This is a genomic window from Burkholderia sp. Ac-20345, from assembly GCF_017104825.1.
GTDB classification, from domain to species: Bacteria; Pseudomonadota; Gammaproteobacteria; order Burkholderiales; family Burkholderiaceae; genus Burkholderia; species Burkholderia lata_B.
The window spans coordinates 42878-55261 of the sequence record NZ_JAAGPO010000003.1; the positions used below are offsets into that span (position 1 = coordinate 42878).

Consider the following 12384-nt stretch of genomic DNA (forward strand, 5'->3'; position numbering starts at 1 on the left):
TCCGATCGACGATTCTTGGCACTTATGGATAGGACATGATTCTTCCACAATTGCGCCACGTGATGCGACGGTCATCGCTGCCTGCATCGGATCCGGCACTCTTCACGTCGGCCTCGCATTCCCGTCACACCCATTCGTCAGGAGATTTTGCGATGAAGATCGTTGTCATCGGCGGTTCGGGCCTGATCGGCTCGCGTGTCGTCACGCTGCTCGGCGAAGCCGGCCACCAGGCGCTGGCCGCGTCGCCGCGCACCGGCGTCAATACCATCACGGGCGAGGGCCTGACCGACGCATTGACGGGCGCGGACGTCGTCGTGGACGTGGCGAATGCGCCGTCGTGGGAACCGCAGGCGGTACTGGACTTCTTCCGCACGTCGGCACGCAATCTCGGCAAGGCCGAAGTGGCCGCGGGCGTGCGCCATCACGTCGCGCTGTCGATCGTCGGCTGCGACCGGATGCCGGAGAACGGCTATTTCCTGGCCAAGGTCGCGCAGGAGCAGGCGATCGAGGCAGCGGGCGTGCCGTACACGATCGTGCGTGCGACGCAGTTCATGGAATTCATCGGCGGCATCGCGGATTTCGGCACGCAAGACGGTACGGTCCGCATCGGCGACGGCCTGTTTCAGCCGATCGCCGCGGAAGACGTGTCGGCACTCGTCGCGCAGGTCGCGCTCGCCGGGCCGCAGAACGGCACGGTCGAGATCGCGGGCCCGGATCGCGCGCCGTTCGCGGAGATCGTCGCGCGGTATCTGAAGTCGGTCGGCGATACGCGTACGGTCGTGACCGATCGCGACGCCCGTTACTACGGCGGCCGCGTCGAGGAGAAATCGCTGGTGCCGCTCGGGGATGCGCGACTCGGCCGCATCGGTCTCGACCAGTGGCTCGCAGGAAGCTGATTCGCGTTCGCACGTGCAGCGGTTCGCCGGCGCACGCCGGCGACGGGCAATCGGAGTGAGCGACATGTCTGGGGAAGCGGAAATGAATCAATCGGATACAGCGGAGCACGGTGTTCGTCGCGACCTGGCCGGTCGTGCCGATGCACTCTCGGCGAGCTTCGGTGCGAGCTACGCGGGCATCCTTGCGTTCGTCGCGGTGGCGAGCGAGGGCAGTTTTACCAAAGCCGCCGAGCTTCTCGGCGTCGGCCGGCCCGCCGTGAGCCGGAACGTCCAGAAGCTCGAGGCGCAGTTGAGTACGCGGCTGTTCCAGCGGACCACGCGCATGACCGAGCTGACGTGCGAAGGCCAGCGATTCTTCGAGAACTGCCACCAGGGCGTCGCGCAGATCGTCGAGGCCATGAACGACATGCTGGAACTGCGGCAGGGGCCGCCGCGCGGCCTGATCCGGATCAGCTCGGCGGTGGGGTTCGGCCGGAAAATCGTGGCGCCGTTGCTGGAAACCTTTGCGCAGGCGTACCCCGACATCGTCTTCGATCTGCTGCTCGACGACCGGCCGATCGACCTGGTGTCGGAACGGATCGACGTGGCGTTTCGCAATGGCCGCATCGAGGACTCCAGCATCATTGCGCGGCAACTGATTCCGATGCAGATGGCGCTTTGCGCGGCACCGTCGTACGTGGCGAGGCACGGGCTCCCGCAGAGCCTGGAGGAGCTCGACCGGCACGCGTGCATCAACTTCCGTTTTGCGAGCGGCCGCATCTTCGAATGGGAATTCAACGTCGATGGCCGGGTACAAAAGTACCTGCCGACCTCACGCCTCACGTTCAATGACGCTGACCTGGTGTTGCAGGCGGTTCTGAATGGGGCGGGTATTGCGCAGATGGCGGGCTATCAGATTCGCGACCATCTCGCATCGAACGAGCTGGTCGTCGCGCTGGCGAAGCATGTGCCGGAAGATCGCGGCCACTATATCTGCTATCTCAGCCGGCAACATCTTCCGACGCGCATTCGCATCTTCGTCGATTTCATGACCGAGCAGATACGCGCACTTGACCTGAATTGCATGACGCGGTTCAACCAGGATCTCACGGTTGCTTCATCGACGGGATTGGCTGCCTGAAGAATTCGTGAGTGAAGACGTTGAGGGCCAGCGGTGAATCTGTCGGCATCACGCTCGGCGGATCAGATGAAAATCCGGAAGCGTTCGGCACGCGAACGGAATGACGAGGCCTGGCGAGAGAAATGCCGCGCCTGAAGTGACGGCTGGCGGGGTGGTTCGCCCAGATTCTCTGCAATCCGTCCACGCCCCGTCGCACTATTCGAAAACGAGCCCCGAAGCGCAAAACCGCCTGCCGAACGATCGCTAACGGTGTTTTAAATGAATTGGCGGTTTATTCAATTCCGCAATTTAAATCGATTCAAGAGCAGGTTGAAATAGAAAACGATTCACGCATTTGATTAAAATTAAAAAACTATCAATGCGGGACGTTTATTTTTCCGATTTTTGCGGATAAGGTTCGGTTCGGTGAAAGTGATTTGTCAGGAAGCGTGGCGATCAATCATCGCCTGCCGCGGTTTCATTTGACCACCGCTTTTGCCGCTCAGTGTGCGCGACGACGCGTCGACAGGAATCCCTGCCAGGGATCTTGCGGCAGGCTCGATGCGCGCATCTCCGTTCCGACATCAATGTCATGAGGGCTCATGAAAAAGATCATCCGCAAATACGTTGCTTCCGTGATGCCATGCTCGTTGGCCGGCGTGGCACTGCTGGTCGCGGCGGCCGGTGCTCACGCGCACGGTCGTTTGACCGAACCGCCTTCGCGCATCGTGCTGTGCACGCAAGGCCAGAATCCGAACTGCCCGGTCGACGCCTGGCACGCGAACGCGATGGAGAACGGCAAGTTCTTCCCCGCGACGCAAAGCGGCCTGTCCGATCCGTTCGCGCCGGCCGACGCGAAGAATGCCGCACCGCCAGCGGACGGTGAAATCGCCGGCGCCAGCACGAATGGCCCGCTGCCCGTGCTGAACGAACAGTCGCCGAGCCGCTGGCAGAAGATCCCGCTGCGGCCGGGTGCGCTGCAGAATTTCAAATGGGAATTCAGCGCGGTGCACAAGACGCGTCGCTGGAACTACTTCATTACACGCGCCGACTGGAACCCGTCGGAAAAGCTGACGCGCGCGCAGTTCGAGCCCACGCCGTTCTGCACGATCCAGAATCCCGGCCAGCCATACTGGGACCCGAACGCGAACCTGGTGCCGCAGCAGCCGACCATTCACCAATGCCGGTTGCCGGTGCGTAGCGGTTACCACGTCATCCTTGCGGTCTGGGAAGTCGCGGATACGGCGATGGCGTTCTATCAGGTCGTCGACGCGACGTTCACCAATGGCGATACGACACGCAGCCCGTTCTGATACTGCTGCCACATGACGCGCCCGGCGATGGCCGGGGCGTCATGAATTGAAGAACGCCCGCCGGGGGCGCGGCGGACGGCACTGACACGGCAACCGGCTACCCGGCGACCACCTGGTTGCGACCTAGATGCTTCGCGCGGTACAGGCGTTCGTCCGCCTTGCGCAGGATCGCGTCGATCGTCTCGCCGTCCCTGCCGAATTCGGAGGCGCCGACACTCACGGTGACCTTGATCGGTGCGCCGATGCCTGCTTCGAACGGCGCGCCCGCGACCGCCGCGCGGATGCGCTCGCCGATCGACTGGGCGGTGTCCAGCGCGGCTTGCGGAAGCAGCACCATGAATTCCTCCCCGCCCACCCGCGCGACGCCATCGTACGGCCGGATCGCATCGGCGCATTTGTCGACGAAGCGTTGCAACACCTGATCGCCCGCCTGATGTCCGTAACTGTCGTTGATCGCCTTGAAGTGGTCGAGATCGAGCGCGAGCAACGAGAACGGCGCGCCATTGCGCTTGGCCCGGTTGATTTCCGCTTCCACGCTTTCGATGAATTGCCGCCGGTTGGTCGCGCCCGTGAGCGGGTCCGTGGCCGCCAGGTGCTCGAGCTTTTCGTTGGTCCGTTGAAGCGCCTGCAGCGCGCGCTCCGTCCTCGCCATCGCTTCCCTCAACCGGGCAAACAGTTCCGCCTGGCTGTAGATCTTCGAAAACGAACGGGTCGTATGAAAGGCCTGCACCACGCCGAAACTGAGCAGGAAGAAGCCGGCCGCGAAAATGGCATGCGCCAGCCACCACATGTGATTCCACGGCCGCCCGAGGATGAAGGCGAGCGAGGAGAGCGCGAACGACGTCACCGAAATGCCGTAGATCGTCATCAGCGGCGAGCGGATGCGGCGCACGACCAGCGCAACGACGTTGACGACCGAGAGCAGCAGTGCGCCGCCCTCCATCGACAGGCGTACCCACGGGTTGCCGGCCACCGGCGAGAAGGCGATCACGGCGACCGCGACGTCGACGAGCCCGAACAGGGCGATCCAGGGTAGCCAGACGCGGGGATCGGCGCGGGTTGCTGCGCTGTCGGCCTTGCGACTGTAGGTGAACTGCCCGACAAGGATCAGGATCGACATGGCCAGGCGCGACGCCGGCCCGTACAGCAGGAACAGCCAGATATTGTGATGCGCCATGCCGGTGAACAAGCCATGCAGCGCATAGATGAGGGAAAAGCCCAGAAAGCCCAGCGTAAGCCAGCGCAGCAACGGCTCACCCGACAGGCGGTAGCAGCGCCAGCAGACATAGGTGACGAACGCGCCCTCGAGCGTGGCGATCGCGATCGCCAGTTCGTGAAAGGCGTGATTCTCGAATTTCAGCGATGGGTCCTGGAAGACGTACAGGTAGGCGATCAGGTACGCAGGCACCAGCGCGAAGCCGACCAGCAGGAGCCTCGCGTACATCCGGGTGACCAGTTGGGCGGTGCGGGCCGATTCTTGGGCGGCGACATTGACGGTCATGATCTGCCTCCAGTTTTGGTGGATGCATCAAGGATGAGAACGGCAACCACGACATCATGGCGGGTCGGTCGCCAATACGATGAAGCACGATCGCAGTGCCTGAACTTCGTCAACTTGAACAATAATCCAGATGGCTGCGAGATATCCGTTTGAATTATCGAATGGCGACAATTTCAATATGGCAATTCGATCGCATGAGTATTTCGGATTTCGACATGAGTGGAAATAGTCGATTCCAGGGTTGATGCCGGATGATTATGTAGTATAACAAATCGAAGCGCGGATGCCGGACTGAAACATCACTACAACGGCCGTCGAAATACCGGTATCCGCCACCGTGCGGCGGGCGCACCCTCTCGGGCTTCACCAGCATCGACTGAAGTCGTGGTGTTTCCCGTTGTTGATATAAAAACATAATCAATATCGAAGTTTGTCTTCAAATGACAATTTGTAAGGTTGATTTCTTTTGAATTCGACCTGGGCGGAGCTTTGTCAATCGAAAGGGGAAACCATGAACCAGATCGGAATTGAGGGCATGAAAATGAAGAAGAACCAATCCGGAATGATGCGGCGATCGACCTTGAGGGGCGCGCTGGCGCTTCTGTTGGCATGGTCGTCTTTCGGCACCGGCGCTGCCGCGGCGGGCGGGACGGCCACCGGCACGGCGCCGGCATTCGTCTATAGCCCGTACAAGGACGCGACGATTTCGATGAACTGGAACACGAACGTCATCTCGACGAACGTCACCGGTCAGATGACCCCGGTGCTGTCGGTGCTGCCAACCGGTGTACGTACGCTGACGCTCGCGTTTGCGACCGGTGAATGCGGCAGCGAGAACTGGGCGGGCGTCGACGGCGGTGCGATGGCGGCCGCCAATGTGCCGCTTTTCACCGCGGCCAATGTGAATTACGTGATTTCCACCGGCGGCGCGGCCGGCATGTTCACGTGCGGGACGGATGCGGGCATGACGGCCTTCATCAATCGTTATGCATCGAACAACCTGATCGGGATCGATTTCGATATCGAGGGCGGGCAGACACAACAGGTGATCAACGATCTCGTCCAGCGCGTGGCAGTTGCCCAGCAGAATTATCCCGGCCTGCGCTTCAGCTTCACGCTGGCGACACTGGCTCCTTCCCAGCAGGGCGCGACCACGGCCAGCTCCTGGGGCGCCAGCGCCCCCGACAGCTTCAACGTGTATGGCGACTGGGTCATGCAGGCGATTCAGACGTACGGCCTGAAGAACTACACCATCGACCTGATGACGATGGACTACGGGTCGGCCGGGGCGGGGAATTGCGTGGTCGCGAACGGCACCTGCCAGATGGGACAGTCGGCGATCCAGGCGGCGATGAACCTGCACGATCACTGGGGCGTACCGTACAGCCAGATCGAGCTGACGCCGATGATCGGCGGCAACGACGTGGCCGGCGAAACCTTTACGCCGGCGGATGCAGACACCGTTGCGCAGTTCGTGAAACAGAATGGTCTCGTGGGGGTCCACTTCTGGTCGTTCGACCGTGACGTCGATTGTCCGCCGGGCGCGGCAACGTCGACGTGCAATTCGATCGGCGGTGTCGGCACGCTCGGTTATACGAACCGGTTTGCCAACGGCCTGGCGCCCGGCAAATGAACGAAGCCGGGCAGGGTGGAGACCATGCGGGTCGCCCGTATCATTGCGACGACGTTTCGCATGGTCTCCGACTTCCGCGACCGGCAACCGGAGGCGTCGCCGAGTGCATGCCTTGAACGGCAACTGCCGTTCGAATGCGAGTTGATCTGCAGGATCGCGGCCGCCGTGCCGACAAAAATCGACAAATCGGAACAGATGGGCGTGACGTTCCCACCTACCATCCGGGCGTGCCTCGCGCATGCCCGCATCACCGCAGCATCGGCAGATACATCGCCCGCATCCCGCTGCACGTGTCTTCCTCGCTTCCTCGCATCCTGACAAGCCGCCCAACAGGCAAAGGATTCGTCATGTCCGCCAGATCGTTCGCTTCATTCGTGCTGATGCTGCTGCTTGCCGCGTGCGGAGGCGACTCGGATTCGTCCGTGCCAGGCACCGCCGTCGCGGCGGCCTCGGCGCGCGCGTCGCAAGCCGCCGCGTGGAAACCACTCGTGCCCGGCACGAGCTGGCAATGGCAGATCGACGGCAACCGGATCAACGAGACGGTGCTGGACGGCGTGAACAACCCCCGCAAGATGTTCGACGTCGACATGGAGCTGACCGATGCCGGCACGATCCAGCGCCTGAAGGCGAAGGGCATCTATGTCGTCTGCTACATGGAGGTGGGTGGACGCGAAGATACCCGAGGAGACGCCGGCAAGTTTCCGGACAGCGTGCTCGGCAACCCGGTGGAAGGCTACGAGGATCACGAACGCTGGCTGGACATTCGCCAGACCGCGATCCTGATGCCGCTGATGCTGGCGCGTCTCGACCAGGCGAAGAAAAAGGGCTGCGACGGCATCGAGCCGGACCTCGACGACAGCTATCGCCAGGAAACGGGCTTTCCGCTGACGCGCGACGATCAGTTGCGCTACAACACGGCGCTGATTGCCGCCGCGCACGATCGCGGGATGTCGATGGGCCTCAAGAACGGCTCGGGCATCGCGACCGCGATGGCGAAAGTGGCCGACTGGGCGCTCAACGAACAATGCAACAGGTTCCACGAGTGCGACGGCTACGCGAGCTTCATCGCGCTGAACAAGGCCGTGTTCAATGTCGAGTACACGCGCCCGGACGGCATGAAGCTCGCGGATTTCTGTCCGGCGGACAACCAGGCCAATTTCGACGGCATTCTGAAACTGTCGAGCGACACGCTCTCGGCGCTGCCGCGCGCGGCCTGCCGGTTCGAGTAAGCGGCGGGGAGGCGGCGCGTGCGAACGCCGTATGCCGCCCGGGTGAAGCGTGCTGTTCTCACTTGTCGAGATGGCAAAATTTGCCAATTCATGCTGTTTTGTGGCTTTTCATGCGAATGTCATCTCGCGCCGGGATAGTGCGGTATCGGGCGACGGTTCCGGGCATGAACGGCGCGAGCCGGCCCGCTTGCCCGGGTCCCGAAGATCCGTTCATGCGACGCAGCGAGCGGCACGCCATGCGCACGGCTGCCGGAGCGGCGGCGTGCATCATCTCGACAGAAGGAACGTGCAATCGTGAACGCCACCGCAGCGGCAGATGCTTATGACGTGATCGTCGTCGGCGCCGGCATCGTCGGCCTCGCACATGCGTATACGGCGGCACTCAAGGGGCTGCGCGTCTGCGTGATCGAGCGCGATGCCGCCTGCGTGGGCGCGTCGATCCGCAATTTCGGCTTCGTCACCGTCACCGGGCAGCACGCCGAACACAGCTGGCGGCGTGCGCGGGCGAGCCGCGAGGTCTGGGCGGACGTCGCGCCGCAGGCCGGCATCGACGTGCTGCACGAGGGCCTGCACCTGATTGCGCGTCGCCCCGAGGCGATGCACCTGATCGACGCCTTCATGCAGACCGGCATGGCCGACGGCTGCCGGGTGATGACACCCGGCGAAGCGGCGGCCGCGGCGCCGGAACTGCGGCTGGACGGCGCGCAAGGCGTGCTGCACAGCCCCCATGAACTGCGCATCGAGCCGCGTACCGCGATCGGGTTGCTGGCGTCGTGGCTGGCGGAACGCTTCGGCGTGCGGTTCCGCTACGGCGAGATGGTGCACGAGGTGCGCACGCCGTCCGTGCGGACGTCGCGCGGCGTACTGCATGCGGAGCGCGTGATCGTCTGCGGCAATGCGGACAGCCGTCACCTGTACGGCGACTGGTTCGCGCGGCATGCAGTCCGGCTGTGCCAGTTGCAGATGCTGCGCGTACGGCCGCGCCGCCCGCTGGCGCTGCGCGCCGCGGTGATGAGCGACCTGAGCCTGCTGCGTTACGCGGGTTTCGCGGCGCTGCCCGCGGCCGGTGCGTTGCGCACGCGCCTGAACGAGGAGGAGCCCGTGAGTCTCGCTTACGGCATCCACCTGATCGCGGTGCAGAGCGCCGACGGCAGCCTCGTGGTGGGCGATTCGCACGAATACGGCGCCGCGCCGCTGCCGTTCGCGACGCAGGAGATCGATGCGCTGATCCTGCGCCTGCTGCACGAGACGCTCGATGTGCCGGAACTGGACATCGTCGAACGCTGGACCGGCAGCTATCCGTCGGCAGCCGATGCCGATTGCGTGATCGAGGCGCCGGACGACGGCACGCGCGTCGTTGTCGTGACGAGCGGCGCCGGGATGAGCACGGGCTTCGGGATCGCGCAGGACGTGTTTGCCGCGTGGTGAGGGGGCGACTATGCGCGTCGCGCATTCGCCCGGTTCGCGGGATTTGCGCTGTCGATGACCGACAGGGCTGTCCCGCACCGTGCTGGTTGGCCTTATCGGTAACGCGCGCGCCTGACATGCAGGCGTGCCTGCGTGCCGGTTATTCGTGACACGGCACACAAGCCTGCGGCGATTACCCCGGCCGCTTGGCGGCGGGGTGTGCCTTCATCGCATGCCCCGCTCAATCCGCGTACAGGTTCGGAAACTGCCCCGTCGTGCTGATCACGGTGGTCCGCGTTTCCAGGTACGGTTCAAGCGCGTCGATGCCGTTTTCACGCCCCCAGCCGCTGGCCTTGAAACCGCCGTAGGGCGTCGACCAGCGCAGGAACGAGTAGGTGTTGACCCAGACCATGCCGGCGTCGATGCGGTTCGACACGCGATGTGCGCGTCCGACATCGCGTGTCCAGAGGCCCGCGGTCAGCCCGTACGGCGTATCGTTCGCGATCGCAATGGCCTCGTCCTCGCCGTCGAACGGAATCAGCGCGGCAACGGGCCCGAAGATTTCGTCGCGTGCGATCCGCATCTGGTTGGTGACGCCCGCAAACACCGTCGGCTCGACGAAATAGCCGGCGGCCAACTCCGGCGTCGCGATGCGCCGGCCGCCGGCGATCAACTCGGCGCCGTCCTGCTTGCCGACTTCGACGTAGGACAGCGTCTTGTTCAACTGCGTTTCATGCGACTGCGGGCCCATGTGATTCGAGTCGATCGACGGCATGCCGACGCGCACCGCCTTCGCACGGGTTCGAAACGCGTCGACGACGCGATCGTAGATCGGCCGCTCGACGAGCACGCGCGAGCCGAGTGCGCAGCTCTGTCCGGTGAGCCGCCAGGCCGATGCGGTGGCGGCGTTGATCGCGTTGTCGAGATCGGCATCCGCGAAGAGGATATGCGGCGCCTTGCCGCCGAGTTCGAACGTGAAGCGCTTCAGGTTGTCGGCACCGTCGCGCACCATGTGCTTCGCGGTCTGGCTGGCACCCGTGAACGAGATCTTGTTGACGTCGGGATGCTTGACCAGGTGCGCGCCGGCGGTGCGCCCGTAGCCGGGTACGACGTTGAACACGCCCGGCGGAAAGCCCGCTTCGTGAACCAGCCGTGCGAGTTCGAGCGCGGATACGGGGGTCTGCTCGGCGGGCTTCACGACGACGGTACAACCGGCCGCGAGCGCCGCACCGACCTTCAGACAGGTGGCGAGCAGCGGGACATTCCACGGAATGATCGCGCCGACGACGCCGATCGGGACTCGCGTCGTAAACGCATGGACACTGTCGTCGATCGGGATGGTCGCGCCTTGCGCCTTGTCCGCGAGCGACGCGAACCACTGGTACCACTGCACCTGTGCCGTGAGGCTCGCGCGATGCTCGCGCACGAGATTGCCGTTGTCGCGCGATTCGATGACCGCGAGCTCGGGGATCGCGGCGCTGAACAACTCCGCCAGGCGACGCAGCAGCGCCGCGCGGACATGCCCCGGCGTGCTGCGCCAGGTGCCGTGGAACGCGGCGCGTGCCGCTTCGACCGCGCGATCGATGTCCCGGGGGCCGCCCATCGGCGCGATGGCCCAGGGCCGGCCGGTAGCCGGGTCGATGCTCTCGGCCAGTTCGCCGTCGATCGGCTCGACCCACGCACCGTCGATGTACAGATGCTCATGGCGCCTGAGCGGCGCATGATCTGTCGTGGCGAGCGATTCATTCAACATTCGATACTCCGGATAGGTCGTACGTCGTTCGGGAACACCTGCTGCGATGTACCGGCTCGGGCCGAACGCACGGTCCGATCCCCGGTGGTGCCGCTGGCCGCTGGCCGCTGTCGCAGCGTCGATGCGTTGCGCCGCGGTTGCTCGATAGACGTCCGCGTATCGCGACCGGTGTCGAGCGCCGCAACGCGGTTGCGTGCTCAGATGGGCGTGTCGGCCACGCCGCCGTCCGCGCGCAGCGCCGCACCGGTGGTGGCCGACGCGAGCGGAGAGCAGGTGTAGAGCACGAGGTTGGCCACTTCATCGACCGACTGGAAGCGCCGCGTGATCGACGACGGGCGCAGTGCGTTGACCAGCTCCGCGCCCTGTTCCTCGATGGTCTTGCCGGTGCGGCGGATCTCCGCCTCCAGGAAGGTCTTCACACCTTCGCTCAACGTCGGCCCCGGCAGTACCGCGTTCACCGTGACACCGGTGCCGGCCATGCGCTTCGCGAGGCCGCGCGAGATGCCGAGCAGCGCGGTCTTGGTCATCGTGTAGTGCAGCATGTCGGGCGGCGTGCTGATCCCGCACTCGGAACTGATGAACACGACGCGGCCCCAGTCGCGCTTGCCCATTGCGGGCAGGTAAGCGCGCGACAGGCGGATCCCGGACATCAGGTTGACGTCGAAATACCGTTGCCAGGCGGCGTCCGGAATGTCGAAGAAATCGGCGGTTTCGAAAATGGCCGCGTTGTTGACGAGGATGTCGCAGTCGGGCACTTGCGTGACGAGCCGGTCGCAGCCGGCGGCGGTCGAGAGATCGGCGGCCGCGCCGCGCACCTTTGCACCGGGAATCTCGGCCTTGATGGCCGAGACGGCCGCCGCGATCCGCTGCTCGTCGATGTCGTTCACGACCACGTCGGCACCGCACGCCGCGAGCTGCTTCGCAATGGCACGGCCGATGCCCTGTGCGGCGCCGGTCACGACGGCAACCTTGCCGGTCAACGTTATCTGCATGATGTCTCCTGGTGTTTTTTTTGCGTTCGCGCGTATGCGAAGCAGTCGGCGGACGCGATGTGCTCGCCCTGTTCCGGCGATCGTTCGTGCCGAACGTCATGCCTGAATACGTAGCTTTGATCCCTGTCCGATCTCGATCGCGAATCCGTCGACAGGATTCCGGAGCGGCTGCCGCGTCGTCGGAAAATCGCGCCGCATTGGATCGTAAGTGAAGGGTGCCGAACCGGGCATGCTGCTGCGTCCGCATTTATTGCTAGATCGTACAAATCGGTATCGCGTGCGTCCTGCACATGAATACCGGCGTACGGATCTCGGAATCGATCGAGGGCGCGATTCATCGCGCGTGTCGCGTCGTGTCGCCGGATCGCCGCGGTCACGTTTTCAAAGTACGGAATGCTCGCGTGGCTCGAATTGACTTTGCCGCGACGCACGAATCATCCTGACAACGCGCAATTCGCTGCAGATCCGGCATGACGTTTCGCGTCGCCGGCCACAATACATTTGCGTGACATGCCGCCATCATCCATTCGCGCATCGGGCAACGCACTCGACGCCGCTGAG

At 64.0% G+C, this 12384-nt stretch carries 10 protein-coding genes; 7 read left to right on the forward strand and 3 right to left on the reverse strand.

Annotation, left to right across the window (positions count from 1 at the left end):
* Positions 1-152: 152 nt before the first annotated feature.
* The 3 genes from G3O06_RS02390 to G3O06_RS02400 all read left to right on the forward strand — a co-directional run bounded on the left by G3O06_RS02390 (position 153) and on the right by G3O06_RS02400 (position 3308).
* Complete coding sequence (locus G3O06_RS02390) at positions 153-896, forward strand: SDR family oxidoreductase (RefSeq protein WP_174968686.1); 744 nt, start codon at positions 153-155, stop codon at positions 894-896.
* 82 nt (positions 897-978) lie between these two features.
* Positions 979-2016 carry a LysR family transcriptional regulator gene (locus G3O06_RS02395; protein WP_174997529.1) on the forward strand — a complete coding sequence of 346 codons (1038 nt, stop codon included), beginning with the start codon at positions 979-981 and terminating at the stop codon, positions 2014-2016.
* A 617-nt stretch (positions 2017-2633) separates the two neighbouring features.
* Positions 2634-3308: a lytic polysaccharide monooxygenase gene (locus tag G3O06_RS02400; protein WP_174968798.1), complete on the forward strand. Its 675-nt coding sequence runs from the start codon at positions 2634-2636 to the stop codon at positions 3306-3308.
* 97 nt (positions 3309-3405) lie between these two features.
* Here the strand turns inward: G3O06_RS02400 and G3O06_RS02405 are convergent, their stop codons facing one another.
* Positions 3406-4809 (reverse strand): GGDEF domain-containing protein, encoded by a 1404-nt coding sequence (locus G3O06_RS02405; protein WP_205814828.1) that lies wholly within the window; start codon positions 4807-4809, stop codon positions 3406-3408.
* A gap of 511 nt (positions 4810-5320) precedes the next feature.
* Here G3O06_RS02405 and G3O06_RS02410 point away from each other — a divergent pair.
* From G3O06_RS02410 to G3O06_RS02425, 4 genes are all read left to right on the forward strand, one after another.
* On the forward strand, positions 5321-6442 hold the full coding sequence (locus tag G3O06_RS02410) for a glycosyl hydrolase (RefSeq protein ID WP_241019462.1): 1122 nt from the start codon (positions 5321-5323) through the stop codon (positions 6440-6442).
* A 24-nt stretch (positions 6443-6466) separates the two neighbouring features.
* Positions 6467-6760: a hypothetical protein gene (locus G3O06_RS02415; protein ID WP_205814829.1), complete on the forward strand. Its 294-nt coding sequence runs from the start codon at positions 6467-6469 to the stop codon at positions 6758-6760.
* Positions 6761-6789: 29 nt separating this feature from the next.
* Positions 6790-7671 (forward strand): endo alpha-1,4 polygalactosaminidase, encoded by an 882-nt coding sequence (locus G3O06_RS02420; RefSeq protein ID WP_205814830.1) that lies wholly within the window; start codon positions 6790-6792, stop codon positions 7669-7671.
* Between the two features lie 294 nt (positions 7672-7965).
* The gene (locus G3O06_RS02425; RefSeq protein WP_205814831.1) at positions 7966-9099 is read left to right on the forward strand and encodes a TIGR03364 family FAD-dependent oxidoreductase; all 1134 of its coding nucleotides are present in this window, start codon (positions 7966-7968) and stop codon (positions 9097-9099) included.
* Between the two features lie 220 nt (positions 9100-9319).
* Here the strand turns inward: G3O06_RS02425 and G3O06_RS02430 are convergent, their stop codons facing one another.
* Both G3O06_RS02430 and G3O06_RS02435 read right to left on the reverse strand, forming a co-directional pair.
* Positions 9320-10831, reverse strand: a complete 1512-nt coding sequence (locus G3O06_RS02430) for an aldehyde dehydrogenase (protein WP_205814832.1) — start codon at positions 10829-10831, stop codon at positions 9320-9322.
* Positions 10832-11028: 197 nt separating this feature from the next.
* Positions 11029-11823 (reverse strand): SDR family oxidoreductase, encoded by a 795-nt coding sequence (locus G3O06_RS02435; protein WP_205814833.1) that lies wholly within the window; start codon positions 11821-11823, stop codon positions 11029-11031.
* Between the last annotated feature and the right edge of the window lie 561 nt (positions 11824-12384).